This window comes from Pseudonocardia sp. GCM10023141, assembly GCF_042653605.1.
The window spans coordinates 1-26088 of the sequence record NZ_JBHSIR010000086.1 but is presented as its reverse complement, the minus strand read 5'-3'; the positions used below and the strand labels follow the sequence as shown (position 1 = coordinate 26088).

General features: G+C 70.9%; 23 protein-coding genes. 12 read left to right on the top strand and 11 right to left on the bottom strand.

The window, feature by feature from the left end; all coding sequences use genetic code 11:
• Positions 1 to 10: 10 nt before the first annotated feature.
• Positions 11 to 1093: a glycine cleavage system aminomethyltransferase GcvT gene (gene gcvT / locus ACFPFQ_RS46185; protein ID WP_379629663.1), complete on the bottom strand. Its 1083-nt coding sequence runs from the start codon at positions 1091 to 1093 to the stop codon at positions 11 to 13.
• Positions 1094 to 1119: 26 nt separating this feature from the next.
• On the bottom strand, positions 1120 to 1536 hold the full coding sequence (locus tag ACFPFQ_RS46180; RefSeq protein WP_379629662.1) for an SRPBCC family protein: 417 nt from the start codon (positions 1534 to 1536) through the stop codon (positions 1120 to 1122).
• Between the two features lie 46 nt (positions 1537 to 1582).
• Here ACFPFQ_RS46180 and ACFPFQ_RS46175 point away from each other — a divergent pair, with 46 nt between their 5' ends.
• A complete protein-coding gene (locus ACFPFQ_RS46175; protein WP_379629661.1) occupies positions 1583 to 2134 on the top strand; it encodes a TetR/AcrR family transcriptional regulator in 552 nt (183 codons plus the stop codon).
• Here the strand turns inward: ACFPFQ_RS46175 and ACFPFQ_RS46170 are convergent.
• Complete coding sequence (locus tag ACFPFQ_RS46170; RefSeq protein WP_379629660.1) at positions 2131 to 3372, bottom strand: APC family permease; 1242 nt, start codon at positions 3370 to 3372, stop codon at positions 2131 to 2133. The two genes, ACFPFQ_RS46175 and ACFPFQ_RS46170, sit on opposite strands and share 4 nt — an antisense overlap.
• A 112-nt stretch (positions 3373 to 3484) precedes the next feature.
• Here ACFPFQ_RS46170 and ACFPFQ_RS46165 point away from each other — a divergent pair, with 112 nt between their 5' ends.
• Complete coding sequence (locus tag ACFPFQ_RS46165; protein ID WP_379629659.1) at positions 3485 to 5005, top strand: leucyl aminopeptidase; 1521 nt, start codon at positions 3485 to 3487, stop codon at positions 5003 to 5005.
• 85 nt (positions 5006 to 5090) lie between these two features.
• On the opposite strand, the gene ACFPFQ_RS46160 is transcribed toward ACFPFQ_RS46165, so the two are convergent.
• Positions 5091 to 5432 carry an oxidoreductase gene (locus ACFPFQ_RS46160; RefSeq protein ID WP_379629658.1) on the bottom strand — a complete coding sequence of 114 codons (342 nt, stop codon included), beginning with the start codon at positions 5430 to 5432 and terminating at the stop codon, positions 5091 to 5093.
• Between the two features lie 161 nt (positions 5433 to 5593).
• On the opposite strand from ACFPFQ_RS46160, the gene lpdA reads away from it, so the two are divergent.
• From lpdA to ACFPFQ_RS46135, 5 genes are all read left to right on the top strand, one after another.
• Positions 5594 to 6976: a dihydrolipoyl dehydrogenase gene (gene lpdA, locus ACFPFQ_RS46155; protein ID WP_379629657.1), complete on the top strand. Its 1383-nt coding sequence runs from the start codon at positions 5594 to 5596 to the stop codon at positions 6974 to 6976.
• A 53-nt stretch (positions 6977 to 7029) separates the two neighbouring features.
• Positions 7030 to 8838 carry a 2-oxoglutarate dehydrogenase, E2 component, dihydrolipoamide succinyltransferase gene (sucB, locus tag ACFPFQ_RS46150; protein WP_379629656.1) on the top strand — a complete coding sequence of 603 codons (1809 nt, stop codon included), beginning with the start codon at positions 7030 to 7032 and terminating at the stop codon, positions 8836 to 8838.
• Positions 8839 to 8875: 37 nt separating this feature from the next.
• Entirely contained in the window at positions 8876 to 9619 is a 744-nt protein-coding gene (locus ACFPFQ_RS46145; protein WP_379629655.1) for a maleylpyruvate isomerase family mycothiol-dependent enzyme, read from the top strand.
• 107 nt (positions 9620 to 9726) lie between these two features.
• Positions 9727 to 10617, top strand: a complete 891-nt coding sequence (locus ACFPFQ_RS46140; RefSeq protein ID WP_379629654.1) for a TIGR01777 family oxidoreductase — start codon at positions 9727 to 9729, stop codon at positions 10615 to 10617.
• Between the two features lie 10 nt (positions 10618 to 10627).
• Complete coding sequence (locus ACFPFQ_RS46135; protein WP_379629653.1) at positions 10628 to 11449, top strand: SAM-dependent methyltransferase; 822 nt, start codon at positions 10628 to 10630, stop codon at positions 11447 to 11449.
• Between the two features lie 10 nt (positions 11450 to 11459).
• On the opposite strand, the gene lipB is transcribed toward ACFPFQ_RS46135, so the two are convergent.
• On the bottom strand, positions 11460 to 12206 hold the full coding sequence (lipB, locus tag ACFPFQ_RS46130; protein WP_379629652.1) for a lipoyl(octanoyl) transferase LipB: 747 nt from the start codon (positions 12204 to 12206) through the stop codon (positions 11460 to 11462).
• Between the two features lie 33 nt (positions 12207 to 12239).
• Positions 12240 to 13175 (bottom strand): LLM class F420-dependent oxidoreductase, encoded by a 936-nt coding sequence (locus ACFPFQ_RS46125; RefSeq protein WP_379629651.1) that lies wholly within the window; start codon positions 13173 to 13175, stop codon positions 12240 to 12242.
• Positions 13176 to 13253: 78 nt separating this feature from the next.
• Here ACFPFQ_RS46125 and lipA point away from each other — a divergent pair, with 78 nt between their 5' ends.
• Positions 13254 to 14258: a lipoyl synthase gene (gene lipA / locus ACFPFQ_RS46120; protein WP_379629650.1), complete on the top strand. Its 1005-nt coding sequence runs from the start codon at positions 13254 to 13256 to the stop codon at positions 14256 to 14258.
• Between the two features lie 68 nt (positions 14259 to 14326).
• Here lipA and ACFPFQ_RS46115 read toward each other — a convergent pair whose 3' ends face one another.
• Positions 14327 to 14899 (bottom strand): pyridoxamine 5'-phosphate oxidase family protein, encoded by a 573-nt coding sequence (locus tag ACFPFQ_RS46115; RefSeq protein WP_379629649.1) that lies wholly within the window; start codon positions 14897 to 14899, stop codon positions 14327 to 14329.
• A 91-nt stretch (positions 14900 to 14990) separates the two neighbouring features.
• Here ACFPFQ_RS46115 and ACFPFQ_RS46110 point away from each other — a divergent pair, with 91 nt between their 5' ends.
• Together ACFPFQ_RS46110 and ACFPFQ_RS46105 are read left to right on the top strand one after the other, a co-directional pair.
• Positions 14991 to 15590, top strand: a complete 600-nt coding sequence (locus ACFPFQ_RS46110) for a TetR/AcrR family transcriptional regulator (protein ID WP_379629648.1) — start codon at positions 14991 to 14993, stop codon at positions 15588 to 15590.
• The gene (locus ACFPFQ_RS46105; protein WP_379629647.1) at positions 15577 to 16335 is read left to right on the top strand and encodes a DUF4191 domain-containing protein; all 759 of its coding nucleotides are present in this window, start codon (positions 15577 to 15579) and stop codon (positions 16333 to 16335) included. The genes ACFPFQ_RS46110 and ACFPFQ_RS46105 overlap by 14 nt, the downstream gene beginning before the upstream one ends.
• Before the next feature lie 94 nt (positions 16336 to 16429).
• Here ACFPFQ_RS46105 and ACFPFQ_RS46100 read toward each other — a convergent pair whose 3' ends face one another.
• Positions 16430 to 16903: an RDD family protein gene (locus ACFPFQ_RS46100; protein ID WP_379629646.1), complete on the bottom strand. Its 474-nt coding sequence runs from the start codon at positions 16901 to 16903 to the stop codon at positions 16430 to 16432.
• Positions 16904 to 17044: 141 nt separating this feature from the next.
• Between ACFPFQ_RS46100 and glnA the strand changes: the two genes are divergently transcribed.
• Positions 17045 to 18469, top strand: a complete 1425-nt coding sequence (gene glnA, locus ACFPFQ_RS46095; RefSeq protein WP_379629645.1) for a type I glutamate--ammonia ligase — start codon at positions 17045 to 17047, stop codon at positions 18467 to 18469.
• 369 nt (positions 18470 to 18838) lie between these two features.
• Positions 18839 to 21238 (top strand): serine/threonine-protein kinase, encoded by a 2400-nt coding sequence (locus tag ACFPFQ_RS46090; RefSeq protein ID WP_379629644.1) that lies wholly within the window; start codon positions 18839 to 18841, stop codon positions 21236 to 21238.
• A gap of 10 nt (positions 21239 to 21248) precedes the next feature.
• Here ACFPFQ_RS46090 and ACFPFQ_RS46085 read toward each other — a convergent pair whose 3' ends face one another.
• The 3 genes from ACFPFQ_RS46085 to ACFPFQ_RS46075 are packed head-to-tail and all read right to left on the bottom strand — an operon-like array spanning position 21249 to position 25466.
• Positions 21249 to 23378, bottom strand: coding sequence for a transglutaminaseTgpA domain-containing protein (locus ACFPFQ_RS46085; protein WP_379629643.1), 2130 nt, complete (start codon positions 23376 to 23378; stop codon positions 21249 to 21251).
• Positions 23375 to 24481: a DUF58 domain-containing protein gene (locus tag ACFPFQ_RS46080; protein ID WP_379629642.1), complete on the bottom strand. Its 1107-nt coding sequence runs from the start codon at positions 24479 to 24481 to the stop codon at positions 23375 to 23377. Before ACFPFQ_RS46080 ends, ACFPFQ_RS46085 begins: the two co-directional genes overlap by 4 nt.
• 28 nt (positions 24482 to 24509) lie before the next feature.
• The gene (locus ACFPFQ_RS46075) at positions 24510 to 25466 is read right to left on the bottom strand and encodes an AAA family ATPase (RefSeq protein ID WP_379629641.1); all 957 of its coding nucleotides are present in this window, start codon (positions 25464 to 25466) and stop codon (positions 24510 to 24512) included.
• Positions 25467 to 26088: the final 622 nt, after the last annotated feature.

Below are 26088 nucleotides of genomic sequence, written 5' to 3'. Positions count from 1 at the left end.
GAGTTTCCGATCACCGCACATGTGACGGAACAAACGGCGGTTTTGCCACCACACAGTCCAACGCCCTGCCCCGGACATCGACGGTGACGGCGTCGTCGAGCCCGATGCCGGACGCGGTGTCGATGAGCGCCAGCGCGATACCGACCTTCGTCGTCGGCGAGAACGTGCCCGACGTGGTGACGCCGACCGGCACGCCGTCGCGCAGCACGGGCATGCCCGAGCGCGGGATGCCGCGCCCGGTGGCCCGCAGGCCGCGCAGCCGCCGGACCGGGCCGGCCGCCTTCTCCGCCAGCAGCGCCTCACGCCCCCAGAACTCGGGCTTGGCCCAGCCCACCGCCCAGCCGCTGCCGGCCTGCACCGGCGAGATGTCCACCGACAGGTCCTGGCCGTGCAGCGGGTAGCCCATCTCGGTGCGCAGCGTGTCGCGCGCCGCGAGCCCGGCCGGCTTCGCCCCCGCCGCCACGAGCGCGTCCCACACCGCCGGCGCCTCGACAGCCGGCACGAGCAGCTCGTAGCCGCGCTCGCCGGTGTAGCCGGTGCGGCAGACCCGGACGTCGCCGGAGTCGGTGAAGGCCATGTAGTCCATGCCGTCGAGCGCCGCGGCGGGCAGGACCGTGGCCACCGCGGACGGCGCCTGCGGGCCCTGCACCGCGATCACGGCGATCTCCCGGTGCCGGTCGGTGATCGTGACGCCCTCGGGTGCCGCGGCTCGCAGGAGCTCGGCGACCCGCGCCGCGTTGGCGGCGTTGGGCATGGCGAGCACCTCGTCGGGCCCGACCAGGTAGACGATCACGTCGTCGACGACGCCGCCGCTCGCTGTGCAGCACAGCGTGTACTGCGCGCTGCCGGGCTCGATCCGGTCGAGGTCGGCGGTGAAGCAGCGGTTGACGAACGCTGCCGCCCCGGGGCCCGCGATGGCCAGCTTGCCGAGGTGGCTGACGTCGAAGAGCCCGACGCTCTCCCGCACCGCCGTGTGCTCGGCCACCGTCCCGTCCGGGTACGAGATCGGCATCGACCACCCGCCGAACTCGCCCATCGTGGCGCCGAGCGCGGTGTGTCGAGCATGCAGGGGGCTGGTGAGGAGATCGTCCACGACGCTGGACGGTACAGAGGGCGCCGCTACCGCTCGCAGCAGCGCTTGAACCCGTCGCCCTCGAGCTTGATGTAGCGGTTGGTCAGGCCCTTGTAGAGGGTGCCGATCACGGCACCGACCGGCCCGTTCTGCACGATCCGCAGGTCGAGCCGCGTGCCGTCGCCATCGGGCGAGATCAGGTGCTCCCCCACCGTGCGCACGCCAGGACCCGTGGACTCCCAGATGAAGCCGCGGGCGGGGTCGATCACGGTCACCTTCCACTCCGCCTTCGGCAGCTTGGGCTGGCGCACGACCGCCCGGCTGCCCACCGCCAGCGGGCCGCTGTCGACGCGCTGCACGTCGTTGATCGACGTCGTCCAGTTCGGCCAGTCCTCCACGTCGATCAGTGCCGCGAACACGCGGCCGGGATCGGCGTCGATCGTCACCGTGTAGTGGAAATCCATGACTCCTCCAGGCGTGTACCAGTCGGTACAACGTACCATCTGGTACATGCCTGGACGCGACGATCTGCTCGCTGCCGCACTCGACTACGTCACAGCGCACGGGATCGGTGAGACGTCACTGCGCGCGCTCGCCACCGAGCTCGGCACCAGCCACCGGATGCTGATCTACCACTTCGGATCGCGGGAGGGCCTGCTCGTCGCGATCGTGCAGGCCGTCGAGCAGCAGCAGCGCGACCTGCTCGCCGCGCTGGCCACCGACCCGGACCTGCCCCCGCTGGAGCTGGGCCGCCGGTTCACCGAGCAGCTGTTCGACCCGGCGCTGTGGCCGTCGGAGCGGCTGTTCTTCGAGCTCTACGGCCAGGCGCTGCAGGGCCGCCCGCACGCGGTGGCACTGCTCGACGGCGTGGTCGAGAACTGGCTGGAACCGATCGGCGAGCTCGTGGTGCGGCTGGGCGTGCCGCCGGAACAGGCGCGGGCGCACGCGCGGCTGAGCATCGCCGTCTCGCGCGGGCTGCTGCTGGACCTGCTCGCCACCGGCGACGTCGACGGGGTGCGCGCGGCCGCGGAGGTCTACCTGCGGGTGTTCGAACCCCGCTAACGGTGCACGAACAGCGTGCAGACGATCCACGCGACGAGCAGGGTGGCCGCGGTGATCAGCACCTGCGGCAGCGGCAGCAGTACGGCGAGCCCGACGCACATCACGAGCCCGAGCACGGCGGTCCAGGCCGGCCAGCGGCGCATCGCCGCCGGTAGCCGGAGTGCGGCGAGGTTGATCACGGCGTAGTAGACGAGCAGTGAGCACGCCGAGAGCGCGATGGCCGCTGCCGGGCCGGCCAGCACCGAGACGCCGATGGCGACCAGCCCGCCCAGCACGTCGGCCCGCCACGGCGTGCCGCGCGAACCGATGGTGGCCAGCGGCCGCGGCAGCTCACCGCGGCGGGCCATCGCCAGCGTGGTGCGCGACAGCCCGACCAGCACCGTCAGCAGCGCCGAGCCGGCCGCGACGGCAGCGCCGACCCGCACCAGCACCCCGAGCGCGGGCGCGGTGCCGGCGTCGACGAGCACCACCAGCGGCGCGGTCTCGGAGGCGAGCCGGGCCGGGCCGAGGCCCACGAGCAGCGCGATCGCGACGAGCACGTAGATGGTGAACGTGATGCCCAGCGCGATGCCGATGGCCCGGCGCAGGGTCCGGGCCGGGTTGCGCACCTCCTCGCCGAGCGTGGCGATGCGCGCGTAGCCCGCGAAGGCGAAGAACAGCAGCCCGGTGGCGGTGAGCACGCCGAGCGGTCCGCCGTCGTGGGTGATCACCACCGGCTGGACCGGCTGGGCGGCGGAGGGCACCACGACGGCGCTGGTGCCCAGCAGCCCCGCGCCGACCACCACCAGCAGCACCGCGATCGTCCCGCCCACCAGCGCGTATGCGCCGCGGGCCGTCCAGCGCACACCCGCGCTGTTGAGCACGGTGGCCACGGCGACGGCGGCGAGCCCGGCCGGCACGGGGTCCGAGGGCAGCACGTAGCTGCCGAACACGCCGGCCGCCGCGGCCGCCGACGCGGACTTGCCCACGAGGAACGCGACCCCGGCGAGCCGCCCGACCCCGGGACAGAGCTGTTCCCGGCCGTAGACGAAGCCGCCGCCGCTCTCCGGGTGGGCGACGGCGAGGTCGGACGTGGAGGCCGCGTTGCAGGCCGCCACGATGCCCGCCAGCGCGACAGCCAGCAACAACCAGGCCCCGGCGGCGGCCGCAGCAGGCCCCCACACGGCGAAGACACCGGCGCCGAGCATCGCCGCCAGACCCAGCACGACGGCATCGGTCGTGCTCAGGCGGCGCTGCACGCTCGAGGACACTGCCCTACCCAAGCACCCTGGCCTGCCCGATCCGACCGCATCGCGGTGTCATTAGCATCTCGAAGCGGTCTCGCCGCGCAACGGCTTCTCGATCATCGAGATGCCGGCCACGAAAGGAAGCACCGTGTCCACCGATCTGCACCTCGGCAGCGCCTCCCCCGCCACGGCCGACACCGACGCCGTGATCGTCGGGTTGCTGCCCGCCGCCGAAGCGGGCGCGACACCCCGCCTCGCCCCCGGTGCCGAGGAGGTGGACGCCGCGTTCGACGGCGCGCTCGCCCAGCTGCTGGCCGTCACCGGTGCCACCGGCAAGGCCGACGAGGTCGTCAAGATCCCTACCCGCGGCACGATCACCGCACCGCTGCTCGTCGCGGTCGGGCTCGGCAAGCCGGATGCGGGCGATGCGCCGAGCGCCGAGCAGGTGCGCCGCGCGTCGGGCACCGCGGCGCGCGCGCTGGCGGGCACCGAGCGGGCGCTCAGCACGCTGGGCCGCATCGAACTGGCGGCGGCAGCCGAGGGCACGCTGATGGGCGCCTACACCTTCACCGCCTACCGCACGGGCAGCAACGGCCGCGCGCCCGTCGGGTCTGTCGAGCTGCTCTCCACCGACAGCGACGCAGCGGCGACGCTGCGCACCGCGGCCGCGGTCGCCACCGCCGTGCGGACCACTCGGGACCTGGTCAACACCCCGCCCAACGACCTCTACCCCGAGACCTTCGCGGCCCGCGCCCGCGAGCTGGCCGAGGCCGCCGGGATCGAGGTAGAGATCCTCGACGACGAGGCGCTCGTCGCGGGCGGGTACGGCGGCGTGTCCGGCGTCGGGCAGGGCTCGTCGCGCAAGCCGCGGCTCGTGCGCCTGCGCTACGCGGGCGGACCGTCGCCGCGGGCGAAGGTCGCGCTCGTCGGCAAGGGCGTCACGTTCGACACGGGCGGCATCTCGATCAAACCGGCGGCCGGGATGGACGCGATGACCTCCGACATGGGCGGCGCCGCAGCCGTGATCGCCACCACCGTGCTCGCCGCGCAGCTGGAACTGCCGGTCGCCGTCACCGCCACGGTGCCGATGGTCGAGAACATGCCGTCCGACTCCGCCTACCGACCCGGCGACGTGCTGCGCATGTACGGCGGCAAGACCGTCGAGGTGCTCAACACCGACGCCGAGGGCAGGCTGATCCTGGCCGACGCGATCGTCCGGGCCGCCGAGGACGGGCCCGACTACCTCGTCGAGACCTCCACGCTCACCGGCGCGCAGCAGGTCGCGCTGGGCATGCGGACCATGGGCGTGATGGGCAGCGAGCCGTTCCGCGAGCGCGTCGCCGGCCTCGCGCGCGCCACCGGCGAGGACGGCTGGGCAATGCCGTTCCCGGGGCACATCCGCGCGGAGCTGGACTCGCGGGTCGCCGACATCGCCAACGTCACCGGCAAGCGCTACGGCGGGATGCTCGTGGCCGGCACGTTCCTGGGCGAGTTCGTGCCCGCCGGCCTGTCGTGGGCGCACCTCGACATCGCCGGACCGTCGTTCCACACGGGCGGGCCCTACGGCTACACCACCAAGGGTGGCACCGGGGTGCCGGTGCGCACACTGCTCGCGGTGCTGCAGGACATCGCGGAGAACGGCTGAGGTTCGCCGGCCGCCCTCCCGCGATGGCAGGAAAGCCACTTTCCCGCAACGTCGTTGCAGGAAAGTGGCTTTCCTGCAACGACCGTCAGAGATCGCGACGCCGCGCCCGCTCCCGCAGGATGCGCTCCCGGGAGTCGTGGTCGCGCATCCGCTGCGGGTAGCCCACCAGCTGCACGTCGTAGACGGGGATGGCGAGCGAGCGCGCCAGCTTCCGGGCGGCGGCGGGGCCGCTGATGCGCCGGCGCGTCCACTCCCCCTCCTTGGCGACGAGCAGCATGGTCGTCTCCGTCACAGTGGTGCGCGGCTCGACGAAGGCCTCCACGCCCTGGTGCGCGCGCGTCCAGTCCCGAAGGTGCGACTCGTCGGCGCCCGCTGCCCCGCGCAGCACCCCTGACCTGGCCTTGCGCAGCTTCCCCAGTAGACCCATCGCGGCCACCTCCTGCCGATGACAACGCCGGAGGCGCAAGATTTTCTCCCGGACGGACCAGTTCCCGCGCGCCGCGGCCCCGGATGACAAGATGGCGTCAGCGGCGCGACCTGCCGCAGCAGCACCGGTATGGCCGACAACTTCGGTGAGGGAGTATTCACGTGCCCGAGCACAACGCGGACCTGGTCATTCTCGGCGGTGGGTCAGGCGGCTACGCCTGCGCACTGCGGGCGGCTGAGCTGGGGATGTCGGTCGTGCTGGTGGAGCGCGACAAGGTCGGCGGCACCTGCCTGCACTACGGCTGCATCCCCACCAAGGCGCTCCTGCACGCGGCCGAGGTGGCCGACAGTGCCCGCGAGGGCGCGAAGGTCGGGGTCAGGAGCTCCCTCGAGGGCATCGACATGGCCGGCGTCAACGCCTACAAGGACGGCGTGATCGCCAAGCTCTACAAGGGCCTGCAGGGGCTGGTGAAGTCCCGCAAGATCACGGTCGTCGCCGGTGACGGCAAGTTCGTCGGCCCCAACGCCGTGGTGGTGGGTGACGATCGCTACGTCGGCAAGAGCGTGGTGCTCGCCACCGGCAGCTACGCGCGCACGCTGCCCGGCCTCGACATCGGCGGCCGCGTCATCACCAGCTACGAGGCGCTGAACCTCGACTACGTCCCGAGCAAGGTCGTCATCCTCGGCGGCGGCGTCATCGGCGTCGAGTTCGCCAGCGTGTACTCCAGCTTCGGCGCCGAGGTCACCATCGTCGAGGCGCTGCCCCGGCTGGTGCCCAACGAGGACGAGTTCGCCTCCAAGCTGCTGGAACGCGCCTTCCGCCGCCGCAAGATCACGTTCAAGACCGGCGTCCGGTTCACCGGTGCGAAGCAGTCCGACGACGCCGTCACCGTGTCGCTGGAGTCGGGCGAGGAGCTCGAGGCCGACCTGCTGCTCGTGGCCGTCGGCCGCGGCCCGAACACCGCCAACGCCGGCTTCGAGGAGGCGGGCGTCACGATGGAGCGCGGCTTCGTCCTCACCGACGAGCGCCTGCGCACCAACCTCCCCGGCGTCTACGCGCTCGGCGACATCGTCCCGGGCCTGCAGCTCGCGCACCGCGGTTTCGCGCAGGGCATCTTCCTGGCCGAGGAGCTCGCCGGGTTGAAGCCCCCGGTCATCGACGAGGCCGGCATCCCGCGCGTCACCTACTGCGAGCCCGAGGTCGCCTCCGTCGGCCTCACCGAGGCGCAGGCCAAGGAGCGCTACGGCGAGATCCAGACGCTCACCTACGACCTCGCCGGCAACGGCAAGAGCCAGATCCTGCAGACGCAGGGCGCCATCAAGCTGGTCAAGTCGGGCCCAGAAGGCACCCCGGGACCGGTCGTCGGCATCCACATGGTCGGAGCGCGGGTCGGTGAGCTCATCGGCGAGGCCCAGCTGGTCTACAACTGGGACGCCCAGGCCGAGGACGTCGCCGCGCTCATCCACGCCCACCCGACCCAGAACGAAGCGTTCGGCGAAGCGCACCTCGCGCTCGCCGGCAAGCCGCTGCACAGCCACAGCTGACCGGTTCACCGGCCCGAACACGACCGCGTAGATACGAGGAGCTCCGACCCACCATGGCCTTCTCCGTCCAGATGCCCGCTCTCGGCGAGAGCGTCACCGAGGGCACCGTCACCCGCTGGCTCAAGCAGGAGGGTGACCAGGTCGAGGTCGACGAGCCCTTGCTCGAGGTCTCCACCGACAAGGTCGACACCGAGATCCCGTCTCCCGTCGCGGGGGTGCTGCAGCGGATCGTCGCGGCCGAGGACGAGACGGTCGAGGTCGGCGGCGAGCTCGCCGTCATCGGCGACGGCGACTCCGGAAGCGACTCGAGCAGCGACTCCGGCAGCGACTCGGCTCCGGCACAGGAGGCCGCCGCCCCCGAGCCGGAACCCGAGCCCGAGCCCGCTGCGGCCGCCCCCAGCGCGGCCGAGGAGCCCGCCGAGGCGCCGAAGGCGGCCACGCGTTCCACCGACTCCGGCACCGCCGTCACCATGCCGGAGCTGGGCGAGAGCGTCACCGAGGGCACCGTCACCCGCTGGCTCAAGCAGGTCGGCGATTCCGTCGCGGTCGACGAGCCGCTGCTCGAGGTCTCCACCGACAAGGTCGACACGGAGATCCCGTCGCCGATCGCCGGCACTCTGCTGGAGATCACCGCGGCCGAGGACGAGACGGTCGACGTCGGCGGCCAGCTCGCCGTCATCGGCTCGGGTGAGCCCGCCGCGAAGTCCGAGCCCCAGCCGAAGTCCGAGCCGAAGCCCGAGCCCGAGCCTGCCCCCGCGTCGAAGCCCGAGCCGAAGGCGGAGGCGGAGTCCGCCCCGACCCCGCTCCAGACCGGCGGCGCCTCCACCAACGGGTCGGCCGCACCGGCCGACTCCGCTGACCACGATGGAGGCGACGACGAGGGCGGCGACGCACCCCGCGAGGGCGCGCCCTACGTCACGCCGCTGGTGCGCAAGCTCGCCGCGGAGAACGGTGTCGACCTCTCGGCCATCAGCGGCTCGGGCGTCGGCGGCCGGATCCGCAAGCAGGACGTCCTCGCTGCCGCGGAGGCCGCCAAGCCCACCCCGGCTCCCGAGCCGGAGCCCGCCGCGGCCCCCGCCGCGAGCGCACCGGCACCGTCGGCGCCCTCGGCTCCGGCGAAGCCCGCCGCGGGCGCGCCGCAGCCGGGCACCACGGTCAAGCTGCCGCGCCTGCGGCAGGTGATCGCGCAGCGGATGACCGAGTCGCTGCGGGTCTCGGCCCAGCTCACCACCGTGCAGCAGGTCGACATGACGCGCATCGCGAAGCTGCGCACGCGCGCCAAGGCCGAGTTCGAGCGCCGCGAGGGTGTCAAGCTCACCTTCCTGCCGTTCTTCGCCAAGGCCGCCGTCGAGGCGCTCAAGCAGTTCCCGCAGGTCAACGCCTCGATCAACGAGGAGGCGAAGGAGGTCACGTACCACGGTGCCGTGCACCTCGCGATCGCCGTCGACACCCCCCGCGGCCTGATCGTCCCGGTCATCCACGACGCCGACGAGCTCAACATCGCGGGCCTCGCCCGCAAGATCGCCGACCTCGCGGCGCGCACGCGCGACAACAAGGTCTCGCCGAACGAGCTCTCCGGCGGCACGTTCACGATCACCAACATCGGCAGCGCGGGCGCGCTGTTCGACACGCCGATCATCAACCAGCCACAGGTCGCGATCCTCGGCACCGGCATCATCACCAAGCAGCCCGCCGTCGTGCCGGGCCCGGACGGCGACGACGTCATCGCCGTTCGGTCGATGTGCTACCTGCCGATGACCTACGACCACCGCCTGGTCGACGGTGCCGACGCGGGTCGTTTCGTCAGCGCGATCAAGGCTCGGCTGGAGGAGGGCGCGTTCGAGGCCGATCTGGGTCTCTGATTCGCGAACCATCGGTGGGCGGTGCCAGGCTGCGGGTATGGATCACGCGGCCGGCATCGCCCATCTCCATGTCGAGTACCGGTTGCTCGCTGCCGCGATCGCGGCGGCACGGCCGGACGAGCCGGTCTCGAGCTGTCCCGGCTGGACGGTCGCCGATCTCGCGGCGCACGTCACCACCGTGTACCGGCACAAGACCGAGAGCATGCGCCGCGGTGAGAATCCCCGGCCATGGCCGCCTCCCGGTGGGGTCGGCACCCTCGACGACGCCTTCGCCGAGCTGATCGGCGAGTTCGCCGCCCGCCCGGCAGAGCAGCCCACCGTCACGTGGTTCACCCCCGATCAGACGGTCGGGTTCTGGATCCGGCGCATGGCCCACGAGACCGCCGTGCACCGCGTCGACGCGGAGCTGGGTGCCGATTTCCCGATCACCCCCGTCGACGAGGAGTTGGCCCTCGACGGCATCGACGAGCTGCTCCGCACCAACGTCGAGTTCGCGTTCGCGTCGTGGCCGGAGGATTTCACCGAGGTGTTCCACGGCGCCGACCCACGGCCGGTGCTCATCGATGCGGGTAGGCGGGCCTGGTGGATCACCACCGGCCCCACGGAGATCGTCGTGACCGATGCCGAGCCCGACACCGAGCCCGACACCGAGCCCGCCCGGCTCACCGGTCGGCCCGGCGAGCTCTACCGCTACCTGTGGGGCCGCCCGGGGGATGTGCGGTTCCAGGGCGGTGCAGAGCGCGCCGCGCAGTTGAGCGCCGTACTGGCCGTCGCGCTGTAGGGGCGCGCCGGCGCCGCACCCCACGGTGACGGCGGCCACAACGTGATCAGCGACGCGATTCGGTGGTCCAGCTCGCGCCCCGGTACCCCGTCCGCAAGGATCGCCCTGTGCGGGTACTCATTGCCGGTTCGTCCGGCCTGATCGGCAGTGCCCTGGTCGCCCACTTGCGGGCGGCGGGGCACGACGTCCTGCGTCTCGTCCGCCGCGAGCCGGCCGGACCTGACGAGCGGAGCTGGGATCCGCCTGCCGCACGCATCGACGAGGGCACGTTCGACGGCGTCGACGCGGTGGTGAACCTGTGCGGCGTCGGCATCGCCGACCGCCCGTGGAGCGGCGCCCGCCGCCAGCAGCTGCGTGACAGCCGCACCGTCCCCACCGAGGTGCTGGCAGCTGCGGTCGCCGACCACGGCGTCGCGGCGTTCCTGTCGGGCTCCGCCGTCGGCATCTACGGCGACGCCGGGCCCCAGGAGGTCGACGAGCGGGCCCCTTCGGGCGGCGGGTTCCTCGCCGAGCTCTGCCGGGACTGGGAGGGCTCCGCCCGCAAGGCCCAGGAGGCAGGCGCCCGGGTCGTGCTGCTGCGCAGCGGGCTGGTGCTGTCGCGCCGCGGCGGGCTGCTGGGCAGGTTGCGCCCGCTGTTCAAGGGCTTCCTCGGCGCCCGGCTGGGTCGCGGCACGCAGTACATGCCGTGGATCTCCCTGGACGACCACATCGGCGCCATCCGCTTCCTCCTGGAGCATCCCGAGGTCAGCGGCCCGGTCAACCTCACCGGCCCGCTCCCGGTCACCAACACCGAGTTCACCGCCGCGCTCGCCGCGGCCGTCAAGCGTCCCGCCGGGTTGGCGGTGCCGGCGTTCGTGCTCAAGGCCACGATGGGCGTGATGGGCGAGGAGATGCTGCTCTACAGCCAGCGCGCCGTACCCGCCGCGCTGCAGGACGCGGGATTCCCGTTCCGCCACGTGACGGTGGGTGAGGCGCTCTCCGCGGTCGTCGACCGGTGACGGTGGCAGGATGCCCGACATGATCGAGCCCGGCGCACAACCTGATCTCCAGACCCATCTCGCGCACACGGCCCGGATCTACGACTACTTCCTCGGCGGCAAGGACAACTACGCCGCCGACCGGGCCGCCGGTGATGCCACGATCGCGGCCTGGCCCGCCTCCCGCAGCGGCGCGCTCGCCAACAGGGCCTTCATGCGCCGGGCCGCCCGGTTCCTCGCCGCCGAGTGCGGCGTCACCCAGTACCTCGACATCGGCACCGGCATCCCGACCGCGCCGAACCTGCACCAGATCGCGCAGGGCGTCGCGCCCGAGTCGAGGGTGGTCTACGTCGACCACGATCCGATCGTGCTCGCGCACGCTCGTGCACTCATGGTCGGGACGCCGCAGGGCGCCACCACCTACATCCAGGCCGACCTGCGCGATCCGCGCGGCATCCTCGATGCGCCCGAGCTGCGCGCCACGCTCGACCTCGAGCGGCCGGTCGCGCTGCTGCTGCTCGCGATCGCGCACTTCGTCGAGGACGAAGCCCAGGCGATCGGCATCGTCGACGAGCTCGTGTCAGCGTTGCCGTCGGGGAGCTACCTGGCGCTGTCGACCGCCACCTCCGACTTCGATCCGGAGGGCCTCGCACTGGTGCAGGAGCAGTACCACAAGCACGGCCAGCCGCTCGCCTTCCGGACCCACGCGCAGGTGGAGCGCCTGTTCCACGGGCTGGAGCTGGTGGAGCCCCGCATCGTGCAGGCACACAAGTGGCGGCCGAACCCGTCCGATGTCGGGGCCTTCCGCGATGTCGACGTCGCGATGTACGCCGGGGTCGCCCGCAAGCCCTGAGGCTGATCCGCTACCGGAGTGCGGGGTGCAGCTGCAGGTCCAGCCCTGCGGGGGCGGCGGCCTTCTGGACCTCGTGCACGCCCACCGGCAGCGTGCCGTCGAGGGCTGCCTGCACGGCGGCGGTGACCGCGTCGAGCACCTCGGCCACCGGCACCGTGCGGCCCAGCTCCGCCGACAGCGAGGTGACGCCGACGTCGGTGAGCCCGCACGGGACGATGCGGTCGAACTCGGCCATGTCGGGGTCGACGTTGAGCGAGAACCCGTGCAGCGTGACCTTGCTCTGCACACGCACGCCGATCGCGGCGATCTTGCGCTCCTGGCGGGTGGTGTCGGCGGGCAGCCAGACGCCGCTGCGCCCGTCGACGCGACCGGCGGCGGTGAGGCCGTAGCCGTGCACGACCGCGATCAGGGCCTCCTCGAGACGGCGCACGTAGTCGACGACGTCGAGCGGCTCGGCGAGCCCGACGATCGGGTAGCCGACGAGCTGGCCGGGCCCGTGCCAGGTGATCCGCCCGCCCCGGTCGACCTCGACGACGGGTGTGCCGTCGGTCGGCCGGTCCTCTGGCTGGGTGCGCTTGCCCGCGGTGTAGACCGACGGGTGCTCGAGCAGCATGAGCACATCGGGCCCGCCGTCGAGCCGGGCGGCGGCGTTGGCGCGCTGCGCGTCCCACGCCTGCACGTAGTCGATCAAGCCGAGCACGTCGACACGCATCGGGTCGCTGCTGCGGCGGCAGGACCGGATCTCACCCGTAGCCATGGACGTCACGCTACGCGCCGGGCGATCGGCACGTCAGGCCAGCTGGGGGGCCACCTCGGCGGCGATCAGCTCGATCTGGTCGATGTCACCGATGTCGAGCAGCTGCAGGTAGATGCGCGTGATGCCGGTCTGCTCGCGCCACTGCCCCAACCGGTCGACGACCTGCGCAGGCGTGCCACCCAGGCCGTTGGTGAGCATGTCGACGGGGTCGCGGCCGATGGTCTGCGCCCGCGCGGCGACCTCGGCGTCGGTGCGTCCGACGGCGATGGTCTGCGCGGTGGAGCGCACGAGCGTCGCGGGGTCGCGGCCGATCTCGGTGCAGGCGGCGTCGGCCAGCGCGAACAGCTCGGCCACGACCTCGGGTGGGGAGAAGCCGACGTTGATCTCGGCACCGAACCGGGCGGCGAGTTGCGGCGTGCGCTTCCGGCCGTGGCCGCCGATGATCACGGGCGGGCGGGGCTGCTGCACCGGCTTGGGCAGCGCGGGCGAGTCGAGCAACGAGTAGTGCTTGCCGCTGTAGGAGAAGCGGTCACCCGGCAGCGTGCCCCACAGCCCGGTGATGATCTCGAGCTGCTCCTCGAACCGGTCGAAGCGCTCCCCCAGCGGCGGGAACGGCACGCCGTAGGCGGCGTGCTCGGCCTCGAACCAGCCGGTGCCCAGCCCGAACTCGACGCGGCCGGTGGACATCTGGTCCACCTGGGCCACCGCGACGGCGAGCAGTCCCGGCAGGCGGAAAGTGGCGGACGACACGAGCGTGCCCAACCGGATGCTCGTGGTCTCCCGCGCGAGCGCTGCGAGCGTCAACCAGGCGTCGGTCGGCCCGGGCTCACCGGACGCGGCACCCATCGCCTGGAAGTGATCCGAGCGGAAGAAAGCGTCGTAACCAGCACTTTCGGCCGCCAACGCCACCCGCAGCTGGTCGTCGTAGCTCGCGCCCTGCTGGGGTTCGGTGAAGATCCGGAGGTCCACGCAGGCGGACGCTACCCCGCCTCGGCGACGTGGGTGCAACGTGATCCGACCCCGGCGGCGGCGCGTAACCTGACAGGCGTGACGATCGCACCCGAAGGTCGCAAGCTCCTGCGCCTCGAGGTCCGCAACAGCGAGACCCCGATCGAGCGCAAGCCGCCGTGGATCCGTACCAAAGCGAAGACCGGTCCCCAGTACACCGAGCTGAAATCGCTGGTGCGCACGGGCGGCCTGCACACGGTGTGCGAGGAGGCCGGCTGTCCCAACATCTACGAGTGCTGGGAGGACCGCGAGGCCACCTTCCTCATCGGTGGTGAGCAGTGCACCCGGCGCTGCGACTTCTGCCAGATCGACACCGGCAAGCCCGCCGACCTCGACCGCGACGAGCCCCGCCGTGTCGCCGAGTCGGTGCAGCAGATGGGCCTGCGCTACTCCACCGTCACCGGCGTCGCCCGCGACGACCAGCCCGACGGCGGCGCGTGGCTCTACGCCGAGACGGTCCGGCTGATCCACGAGCTCAACCCCGGCACCGGCGTCGAGCTGCTGATCCCCGACTTCAACTCCATCGATGTGCAGCTGGGCGAGGTGTTCGACGCCCGCCCCGAGGTGCTGGCGCACAACCTCGAGACGGTGCCGCGCATCTTCAAGCGGATCCGGCCCGCGTTCCGCTACGAGCGCTCGCTCGAGGTCATCACCAAGGCGCGCGCGGCCGGGCTCGTCACGAAGTCCAACCTGATCCTGGGCATGGGCGAGACGCCCGACGAGGTCACCGACGCGCTGCACGATCTGCACGAGTCCGGCTGCGAGATCATCACGATCACCCAGTACCTGCGCCCCTCGCCGCGCCACCACCCGGTGGAGCGCTGGGTGAAGCCCGAGGAGTTCGTCGCCCACTCCGACACCGCCGAGGCCATGGGCTTCGCCGGTGTCATGGCCGGCCCGCTCGTGCGCTCGTCCTACCGGGCCGGGCGGCTCTACGCCCAGACCGTGCAGAAGCGCGGCGAGACGCTTCCCGCCGGGATGGAGCACCTCGCCACCGAGGGCGCCGCAGCGCAGGAGGCGCGCTCCCTGCTCGCCCGCCAGTAACCGTCGAGAACGACGTTGCCGTGATCAACAGGGCCATTCGATCATGACAACGTCGTTCTCGACGGATTTCAGCGGGACGGCAGGGACAGCTGCACGCCCGCATCCTCGAGTTCGGCGAGGCTGAACCGCGGGGTGATGTGCTGCGGGCAGTTCCAGTCGAACGCCTCCACCTGCACCGTGGCGATCGCCTCCACACGGCCCGACGTGCCCGGCTCGGCCAGCCGGGCCGCGAGCTCCGGGTGATCGGCGGCGTCGAGCCACCGCGCGAAGCCGAGGACCTTGAGCCGGCGCTGGTGCGGGTAGTCCATGAAGAACATGGCCATGCGGTCCTCGCCGTCGAGGTTGCCCGCGGTGACGTACTGCCGGTTGCCGCGGACGTCGGCCCAGGCGAGCGTCGCCTCGTCGAGCACGTGGACGAATCCGGGTGGCCCGCCGCGGTGCTGGATGTAGGGCCAGCCGGACTCGCTGACCGTCGCGACGTAGAACGAGTCGCGCGCGGTGATGAAGGCCGCCTCGCTCGGCCCGAGCAGATCCGCACCGGCCGGGCCGACACCCCGATCGGCGTAGGCGCGGGCGCTGCCGTGCACCTCCTGCTGGTGCCGCACGGCCGGCGTGAACGCAACCTGTCCGAACCGACTCATGTCGACCTCCTCGAAAACGGCACCGATCAGTACCGAAGCAGAACGGTACCGATCGGTTCCATCTTTGGTCAAGAGCCGGTACGGTGCGATGGTGCCCACACGCGCCAGGGAGCGGCTGCTCGACGCCGCCCGTCAACTCTTCTACGCCGAGGGCGTCCGCGCCGTCGGCGTCGATCGGCTGCTCACCGTGTCCGGCGTCGGGCGCGCATCCTTCTACCGGCACTTCGCGAGCAAGGACGATCTGGTCGCCGCGGTGCTCATCAGCGAGTCCGAGGACTACCTCGCCTGGCTGCGCTCCGTGGTCGAGGCCGGCGACGGGGATCCGCTCGCGGTGTTCGACGGGCTGGCCACCCGCTTCACGGCCACCGACTTCCGCGGCTGCGCCGCGCTCAACGCGATGGTCGAGATCGTCGAGGTCTCAGACCCCGCGTACGCGCTCGCCGCCGGCCACAAGAGGGCGGTCATCGCCTACCTCGACGGCGTGCTCGACGCCGCAGGCCACCCCGACCACGCAGCCCTCGCCGAGCAGTTCATGCAGCTCATCGACGGGGCCAACGTCACGTCGATGCGGGAGCGCACCACCGAAGCGGCCCAGCGCGCCAAGTCGATGGCCGCGTTGCTGCTCAACACCGGTACGGGTGGGGCGATCACGACACGGTTGCCCGTATCCTCGTCCCATGGCCGGTGGTAAGTCCGACAGCTCAGCCGAGAAGAAGGCTGCGCTGAAGTCTGCACAGCAGGAGAAGAAGCGGGAGAAGCGCGCCGCTTCCAAGCAGCGCCGCAAGCAGATCTGGGAGGCGTTCAAGACCCAGCGCCGCGAGGACAAGCTCCTCATCCCGCTGATGGCGGGTGCGTTCCTGCTGCCGATCGTGCTCGTGTTCGTCATCGGCCTGTTCTTCGACATGCAGTGGATCCTGCTGCCGATCGGTGTCGCGATCGGCGCGCTACTGGCCGTCACGATCTTCGGGCGCCGCGTGCAGAGCACCGTCTACGGCAAGGCCGAGGGCCAGCCGGGCGCCGCCGGATGGGCGCTGGACAACATGCGCGGCGCCTGGCGGATCACCCCGGGCGTCGCTGGCACCACCCACCTCGACGCCGTGCACCGCGTGATCGGCCGCCCCGGCATCATCCTGGTCGCCGAGGGCGCCCCGCACCGGGTCAAGTCGCTGATCGCGCAGGAGAAGAAGCGCACGGCGCGCGTCGCCGGCAGCACGCCGATCTACGACATCGTCGTCGGCAACGACGAGGGCCAGGTGCCGCTCAGCAAGCTGCAGCGCCACATCATGAAGCTCCCGCGCAACATCAGCCGCGAGCAGATGGACTCGATCGAGGCCCGGCTCGCCGCGCTCGGTTCGCGGGCCGCCGCCATGCCCAAGGGCCCGATGCCCGCCGGGGCGAAGATGCGCAGCGTGCAGCGCACGGTCAAGCGCCGCTGATCCCGGCTGCCGCTACCTGAACCTCCAGCGGGGTGACATCGCTGACGTTGAACGTCAGCGATGTCACTCCGCTGGACTTTGGGTGAGGTCCGCGTCAGGCCCGGGTGCGCACCACGATCGTGCGGGTGGCCTTGTCGTGCCAGCCGCGACCGTCCTGGTCGCGGATGACGGCCGGGATCACCAACGCGACGAGCGCGGTGCGCAGCAGCGCGCGCGGCACCCCGATCACGGCGGCCGAGTCGATCGAGGCCACCCGGATGCCCAGCACCGTCATGCCCGCGCTGGCGCCGAACACGGCCACCGGCACGGCCGTGAGCAGGAACCAGACCCCCAGCACGATCCAGGAGAACGTGGGGTTGGTGAGCGGATCGGGCCCACTGACCAACAGGCCGATCAGGTAGCCCAGCGCCCAGTCGACGGCGAGCGCGGCGAAGCGGCGACCGAACCCGGCCACCGATGTGACGCCGTCGGCGGGCAGCCCGAACGTCGCCCCGGGGTGGGCTGCGCCCGCCTCCACCTGCGGCGCAGGGCCTGCTCCGGGCAACCACGATTCACTCCAGCGGGCCATGTCTGCAGTTTAGGCGCCATGGGAGTTTCGTCCGCGGCCGTAGGCTCCCGTTAACCTCTGCGAAACGAGCGAGTGACGGACGGGCAACAACACCGCCATACCGTCGCCCTCGACTAGGAGCCGATCGAAGGAGCCGTGAGGGTGTTCAGCAACTCCGAAGAGGTTTTGGACTACATCTCGAAGGAGAAGGTCGAGTACGTCGACATCCGGTTCTGCGACCTTCCCGGCGTGATGCAGCACCTCACCGTCCCGGCGTCGGTCTTCGACCAGGACTTCATCGACAACGGGATCGCCTTCGACGGCTCGTCCGTCCGCGGGTTCCAGGCGATCAACGAGTCGGACATGGCCCTGTTCCCGGACCCTGCGACGGCTCGGCTCGACCCGTTCCGCAAGCACAAGACGCTCAACATGAACTTCTTCGTGCACGACCCGATCACGGGCGAGCCCTACAGCCGTGACCCCCGCAACGTCGCGCGCAAGGCCGAGCAGTACCTGGCCGCGTCAGGGGTGGCCGACACCTGCTTCTTCGGTGCCGAGGCCGAGTTCTACATCTTCGACTCGGTCCGCTTCGGCTCCGACCCGCACCAGCAGTACCACCACATCGACTCTGTCGAGGGCTGGTGGAACACCGGTCGCGAGGAGGCCGGCGGCAACCTGGGCTACAAGGTGCCGTTCAAGGGTGGCTACTTCCCCGTGCCGCCGGTCGACCACTACGCCGACCTGCGCGACGACATGGCCACCAACCTCACCAACGCCGGCTTCATCCTGGAGCGCGGACACCACGAGGTGGGCACCGCGGGCCAGGCCGAGATCAACTACCGGTTCAACACGCTGCTGCACTCGGCCGACGACGTCATGCTGTTCAAGTACATCATCAAGAACACCGCATGGCACGCCGGCAAGACGGTCACCTTCATGCCGAAGCCCCTCTTCGGCGACAACGGCTCGGGCATGCACGCCCACCAGTCGCTGTGGAAGGACGGCCAGCCGCTGTTCCACGACGAGAGCGGCTACGGCGGCCTGTCCGACCTCGCCCGCTTCTACATCGGCGGCATCCTGCACCACGCGCCGAGCCTGCTGGCGTTCACCAACCCCACGGTGAACTCCTACCACCGCCTGGTCCCGGGCTTCGAGGCTCCGGTCAACCTGGTCTACTCGGCCCGTAACCGCTCGGCCTGCATCCGCATCCCGCTCACGGGCAACAACCCCAAGGCCAAGCGCCTGGAGTTCCGCTGCCCCGACTCGTCGGGCAACCCGTACCTGGCGTTCTCGGCGATGATGATGGCCGGCATGGACGGCATCAAGAACAAGATCGAGCCGCCGGCCCCGGTCGACAAGGACCTCTACGAGCTCCCGCCCGAGGAGGCCAAGGACATCGCGCAGGTCCCCGGCAGCCTCGGCGAGGTCATCGACCGGCTCGAGGCCGACCACGACTACCTGCTCGAGGGTGGCGTCTTCACCCCCGACCTGATCGAGACGTGGATCGCCCACAAGCGCGACAACGAGATCGACCCGCTGCGGCTGCGGCCGCACCCGTACGAGTTCGCGCTGTACTACGACGTCTGATCCAGGTCCTCTTCGGATCTGAGCAACGCCCGTAAAACGGTGGTTGACCTGCGAGGCCGTCTTTCGACGGCTTCCTGCGTCAACCACCGTTTTTCGTTTGCCATGTGCCCCCATATGTCCCCGCTGGACGAAAGGCGTCTCTGACCAGGCAGCGACGCCCGGGGCCACCGGCAACGCCCCGCTGGCGGATAATCTGCGTGCCGCCAGCCGCAGTCCCGGACTTTCCCCGCTCGGACGAGCGACGATCCCGCGCGGGGCGCGGGCGGTTCGATCGAACTCACCCGCAGCTTCAGCCACCTCTGCACCGGAGACCACCTGCCGCGAGCGGGGACCGCCGCACGGGGCGTCCCGATCTGGAACGATGCTGCCGTGACCGATCTGCCGCTGGGCTCCAGCATCGCGGGCCTGCGGATCGAGGCCATCGCGGGGCGCGGTGGCATGGGTGTGGTCTACCGAGCGTTGGACGCCGAGCTCAACCGGCAGGTGGCGGTCAAGGTCATCGCGGTCGACCTCGCTGCCGACCCGGAGTTCCGGCAGCGGTTCCGCCGCGAGTCGCGCACGGCCGCCTCGGTCAACCACCCGAACGTCATCCCGGTCTTCCAGGCCGGCGAGGAACGCGGCCTTCTCTATCTGGCAATGCAGTATGCCGACGGCACCGACCTGCGCGAGCTCATCCGTCTGCACGGCCGGCTCGACGTCGTCCTCACCGTGTCACTGGTCGGGCAGATCGCCGCGGCACTCGACGCCGCGCATCGCCGCGACCTGGTCCACCGCGACGTCAAGCCCGCCAACATCCTCGTCACCACCGAGAACGGCGCACCGCACGTCTACCTGACCGACTTCGGGCTCACCCGCTCGATCCGCACGACCGAGCAGATCACCAGGACCGGCCTCGTCGTCGGCACCGCCGAGTACATGGCGCCCGAGCTGTTCGAGGAATACCCGGCCTCGGTGGCTTCGGACGTCTACGCGTTGGGCTGCCTGCTCTACCAGATGCTCTCCGGAGAGCTGCCGTTCAAGCGCACCGACAGCATGGCGTTGATCGCAGCGCACATGACCGCCACGCCACCTTCACTGGGCGACGCGGTGTCCGATCCCAACCTGCGAGCGGCACTCGACGCCGTGGTGTACAGGGCGATGGCGAAACGACCCGGGGATCGGTTCACGTCAGCGGGTGAGCTCGGAGCGGCGGTCGCATCCGCTGTGCAGCAGGCCCGCCCGGCGGTGCAGGAACCGCTCCCGCCCGCGTATGCACCGCCTCCGTCGGATCAGCCCAGCGACGTCGGACCGCGATACGTCGTCCCGGCCGACGCTGCACCGGCGCGGCACGCACCGCAGGCCGCGACTCCTCCCCGGTTCGACGGGGCCAATCTCGGACCGGTCAACACGCTGAACCTGCCCCGACTGACGAGACTGTCCCCGTTGGGCCGTGGCAGCGCCGCCGACGTCTTCCTCGCCTGGCACGTCGATCTCGAGAAGTGGGTGGCGGCGAAGGTCTTCCGCGCCACTCTCACCGACAAGGCGGCGGTCGAGCAGTTCCGAGCCGAGTGCCAGACCCTCGTCGGACTCCCCCGCGATCGGCACCTCATCGAGGTCCACGACGGCGACGTACTGCCCAATGGCCGCCCCTACCTCGTGACCGAGCACTGCGACAGTTCCCTGCACCAGCTGACGGCCGGCCGTGGACCGATGCCGGCAGGGCAGGTCGTCGACATCGGCATCGCGCTGTCCACGGCGCTGCAGGTGGCCCATGACGCCGGCGTCGTACACGGCACCGTGACACCGCAGAATGTCCTGCTCCGCGGCAGTGAGCCCGTGCTGGCCGACTTCACCCTGGCCGTGCTGCGCGATTACCAGGACAACGCGAACGGCAGTTCCGCGCTGGCCCACGCTGCTCCGGAGACGGTGCGCTACGACGGTGCCGTCGAGCGACCGACCGACGTCTACGGGCTGGGCTCCACGCTCTACTCGGCGCTCACCGGATCGGCGCCGTTCCCCGCCCGGCCGGGGGAAGGAGAGGCCGCGCACGCTCACCGGATCATGTACGAGCAGGCACCGCAGCCTTCGGGGGCACCGCCGTGGCTGGCCGACCTCATGCTCGCGATGCTGACCAAGGAGCCTGCTCGACGCCCCACCATGACCGCCGTGACCGCTGCCCTCACGGCAAGGGCGGCCGGCGCCGCGACACCGCCCTCGCCGTCCTACGCCGCCCCGCCCGGCGCGCCGACCTACCTGCCGCCACCCGATGCATCCTGGGCCCCAGCCGCCGCACCGCAGGGACAGCCCCGCCGAACAATGGCGACAGCCGCGACCGTCGTTCCTCGGACCGGCACCCCGGCACCAGACGTCCGCCCGGGCACGACGGCTCGCGGACCGCGCCGGATGTGGCTGCTCACCGCAGGAGCGGTCGTCCTCGCCATCCTCGGTGGAGCCGCGTACCTGCTGTCGTCACGATCGGAGCCGTCGCCCACTGCTGGGGCTGCCACCGCGAAGGCCCACATTCAACTCGCGGCCCCGATCGACCGGGGAGACACGATCGACCTGTCCTGGTCCGCCGATGCCACCCTGGACTTCGGGGTCCTGGTCGGGGAACAGGGCAAGCCGCAGGCCGACGCCATGCTGGTCGGTCGCGTCACGCACTTTTCGGTGCCCGTCCAGAAGGGCAGGCCGTACTGCTTCCGCGTGCAGGGCGTGAACCCGGCAGGCACCGTGTCGGAGAGCAACGTCGAGTCCGTTCGCGACGCGGTGTGCCGGTTCTCGGATCCCTGAGCCGACGTGTTCAGTCGTGCGGTGCCCGCAGGCCCCTGATCCCGACCGCGGCACGCACTCGCTCCGGCACCGGTCGTTTGCCCAGCTCCCGCCGGATCGACGCTGCTGCCCGCCACGCCTCACCGGTCAGCGCCGGCGGCACCTCGCTGTTCCCGGACCACACCGCGACGTCGATGCACCGGGCAATCGCGTCGAGCTCGGCCGTGGTCCCGTTGAGCACGGCGCTGGCCGGTTCGGCAGCATCGCGCACGGTCATCGCGGGGCCGGCGGCCACACCGTGATCACGAAGCCGGTCACGCGTGTCGAGCCATGCGCCGACGACACCAGCAGCGCCCGCGGCACGGCGTCGCTTGAGCCGGCGCAACAGCTTCGTGGCGGGGACGCCGAGGATCCAGGCGAGGAGTGCCGCCACGATGGCGAGACCGATGATCTGCAGTGCGGTCCACGGAGCGTTCGATGGGCCTGCCTGCGGTTGCGCGCGAGGCGCCGCGGCGGGACCGGGCTGTGTTGACGTACCGACGCCCTGCTGCGCCTGCTGGCGAGCGGCATCGGTGGCCTGCGTGGTCGGCGGTGAGTTCTGCGGGTTCTCGCGGGCCCCACCGGTCGGGTCGAGGGGAACCCAACCGACACCGGCGACGTCGACCTCGGGCCAGGCGAACGCGTCCGCGTTGTGGACGACGTAGAGCCCCGGCGAGTCCGGCTTGGGCTGCCGGAAGCCGACGACGAGCCGCGCCGGGATGCCCACGGTGCTCGCCATCAGGACGTAGGCGGTGGCGAACTGCTCGCTCGTTCCTCGATGGGTGCGGTCGAGGAAGTCCAGCAGCTGCGCGCTCCCGCTGCCGGTCGGCAGCTCGTCACCGGTGGCGATCTTGTAGTTGTCCTTGAGCCACGCCTCGAGCTTGAGCGCGGCAGCGAACGACGGCGGGGCGCCTGCCAGCGCTGTCTCCGTCGCCTTCACCACACCCGCTGGAACATCACCGACGACCAGTGACCCCGCCGCTCCCCTGACGACTGCGGCGCCGACGAGCTGGTCACGGGCAGGCTGCGGCGCCTGCCAGTGCAACGTGTACGACGTCGCGTCCGTCGTCGTGGTCTCGAGCAACGTGCCGGTGAAGGGATCCACGGCCGGGCGCAGCCCGTCGACGGACAGCGTCCGCAACTGCGTCGGCAACCACGGCCCGGCGGCAGCGGAGCCGAGGGTGATCTCGGCCTGGAACGTCCGTTTCGCCACCGTCACGGCCGGATCGGCGTCGAGCTCGGCACCGAGCGGGCGGTAGGTCGCGCTGCTGGTCCAGCCGGCGCCGTCGAATCCGTCAAGGACGATCTGTGGCCATCGATCGACCGGCGCATCGGTCCGGGCGGTGAAGACGACCGCACCGGGCTTGTCCAGACGCCCACCGATCTCCGACAGCGGACTCACCGCTCCGGACGGCACCGCAGCGACCTCGAACTTGTCGTGCACCGAGTAGGCGGGCAGGTGCAGCGGATCTGCCGACGCGAGACCCCACGCCCCCAGCACCGCAACCAGCGCGACCGGGACGACGAGCACCAGGGCGTCGATCAGCCGGCGACCGGTCCACCGCGCCGCGGTGCCGCGCCGCCCTGCGGCCAGCACCAGCGCGCCTGCCGCCGCGTACCCCGCGGCCAGCCCCACAGCCTGCCAACCCGACGCCGCCCGGAACACCTGCGACAGCCCGACCACAGCGAGGCTGGGGAGCAAGGTCACCAGCGGCGCGAATCCGCGGCGAAGCCATTCCAGACCGATGACTCCGGCGAGAAGTGCCAGCAACGGGACGAACGCGAGCAGGGCGGCATCCGGGCGAGCGGGGAACGTCGACTCGAGCGTGTGCAGCCATCCGTGCAGAGCGCCGTCGAGAACGGGCAGCGCCGCGGTCCCCCACGGAAGGTGGGGAAGGCAGAGCACAACGAGCCCGACCGCAGCTCCGAGGATGAGGCCGAGTATCGGTCGGACCGCGGCGAGCCGGGCGTGTTTGAGCGCGAGGAGATCGATCGCCGCCACCGGGACGACTACCGCAAGAACCGGGAGCAGCAGTGCCGTCGTCGCAAAGACAGGACTGAAGGCGAGGCCGGCGAAGAACGCCGCGAGCAGGACGCCGACGCCGGCGAGTCGTGAGGTCATCGTGCCCCTGCCGCGTTCCAGGTCCGGAGTGCCGTCGCAGCGTCTCCGGCTCGGACGACGAGGGTTCCGTCGTGTTCGCGGCGGACGTCGGTCGCCGAGAGGTCGAACAGCACGCTCTGCCCGAACCGACGCGCGGCGAGGCGCACGTCGGCGGGATCGGCGCCGCCCACGTAGGCGAACCAGCCGTCGCCGCGGCGTCCGCTCATGCGCGCGACATCGAGCGCGACATCGGCGGTGTCGTCCTGCACGACCTGGCACAGCTCGTCGAGCAGCCGGCGAGCCCCGGACGCACCGCCGCCGGTGTCGAGGCGGAGGCCCGCGGTGGTGCAGAGTCGCGAGGGACGGTCCTGCTCGCACGACTCCCACAGGATCGATGCTGCGATCTCGACCGCCTCCTCGAACGCAGCGGGCGTCAGCATGCGCGAGCGGGTGTCGAGCAGGACGACGCACCAGGGCTGCGCGGGATCGACGTACTCGCGGACCATCAACTGACCGGTCCGCGCGGTCGCCTTCCAGTGCAGATGCCGCAGCTCGTCCCCGACGACGTAGTCGCGCAGTGATCGCAGGTCCATCGATCCGCGGACCGGGATCGGCAGCGATTCGCCCTCGTGGTGGTGGCGCGAGCGTCCGGCCGGAGACAGGCGCACCGGGTGGCGGCGCGGGTACACCCACAGCTCGGCCACCTGACCGATATCCCCTCGGGCGCGCGCGAGCCCGAGCAGGTCGGACCGTTCGACCGACAGCGGACCGACGGCGATGCGGCCTCGTTTCCCTGTCGGGAGGTCGTAGCGATACCGCGCCGAGCCACCTGCCGGGAGCGCCCGCACCGGAACCTCCCGCACCTCACCGCCGACGACGTCGAGCGCCAGGAATGCCGGCTGCCGGACCGCGGAGTCGTTGCCGACCACCAGCTCAGCGACGGCCGGTGCGCCGCGTTGCACGCGGTCGGGATGCACGGCGCGAGTGACGGCCGGGCGCAACCGGCCCAGGATCGGCACCACGGCGACGACAAGCGCACCCACTGCGCAACCGGCCAGCGCGCGGAGTAGCGGCATACCCAGCAGCAGCCCGAGTGCATACAGCCCGACGGCGCAGGCCAGCACCGTGATCCCTCGACGCGTCGGGCGCACGTCAGGCGCCGGCAGCGATCGGGACCGACGTCGAGGCGAGCACCTCGGCCAGCACATCGGCGGTTGACTGGCGGTTGAGCTCCGCCTCCGGCGTGAGGATCAGGCGGTGCTCGATCACGGCGTGCGCGACGGCCTTCACGTCGTCCGGGGTGACGAACCGACGCCCGTCGATCGCGGCGGCCGCGCGGGCCGCGCGGATCAGTGCGACGCTGCCTCGCGGGCTGGCGCCGTAGCGGATCGCCGGGTGCGTGCGGGTCGCCGCGGCCACCCGGACCGCGTACGACGCGATCTGCGGATCGACGTGCAGCTTCTGGACAGTGGCGATGATCTGCTCCAGCGCGGCCAGGTCGAGAACCGGTTGCAGCTGGTCCGGGTCGACACCTGCCGAGTCCCCCATGATCACGCGGACCTCGGCGTCGTGATCCGGGTAGCCGACGTTGACGCGCATCATGAACCGGTCGAGCTGCGCCTCGGGCAGGCGGTAGGTGCCGTCGAGCTCGATCGGGTTCTGGGTGGCGACGACGAGGAACGGGCGCGGGACCTCGTGCTGGATCGAGTCGACGGTCACCTTGCGCTCCGCCATCACCTCCAGCAGGGCCGACTGCGTCTTCGGCGTGCCACGGTTGATCTCGTCGGCGAGGACGACATTGGCGAAGATCCCGCCGGGGTGGAACTCGAATGAGCTGCTGCCCTGGTGGTAGACCATCACGCCGGTGATGTCACCGGGCATCAGGTCCGGGGTGAACTGGATCCGGTTCCACTTCCCACCGATGCTGCGGGCAAGGCTGCGGGCAAGGCTCGTCTTGCCGAGCCCCGGCACGTCCTCGATGAGGAGGTGGCCCTCGGCGAAGAGCGCCACCACGGCCAGGCGAACCACCTCGGGCTTGCCCTGGATGACGCGCTGGACGTTGTCGGCGAGGAGGCGGTAGGCGGTGCTGGGGTCGGGGGTGGAGTTCACACTGTTCCCTTCCTATTCTGCCGGCATGGGGAAACTAACGGTATTACTGGTTGACGACAGACCAGATGCCGCAGTAATTGTTCCCGCCACCCTGTAAGTAGTGGTCGGGGCCAGTCCGGTCCCATTAGATTTACTCAATCCCGAAAAGGTTGCCTCCTGAGGTGCGCCAGTTCCGGAACATTTCCCCGACCAGCTTCCCTTATTTCTAATATCCATCAATGGGCCAGTTCCTCCATCCGCGGCCAGACTCACATCGCCACCAGTCCCAGTGCAATGAAACACGACTTTCGCAGTAGTAGAACTAGTTGCAGATCCTGAATCCAAGACAATTCCCGGCTTACAGAAAACAGCGGTAGACAACGTTGTTGTCGCGACTGATCCTTGTGCGCTATCCCTGCCACCGATCGGCCTCGTCAAGGCCCGAATCTGATAGTTGATGATCGGGATGCATGCGTTGCCAGGATCCTGGAAGCTCGTGCCGACCAAGGTCTTCACGAAAGCAACAGCCCCGGGGCCGCTTGCAATGAGCTCATACCCGACCAATTGGCCGCCCCTAAGCTTGTTGTTTAACCTTCTTGTTTCGTCCCGGTCGTGACCGTTGTGTCTGGTTTGGTGGTCTTTC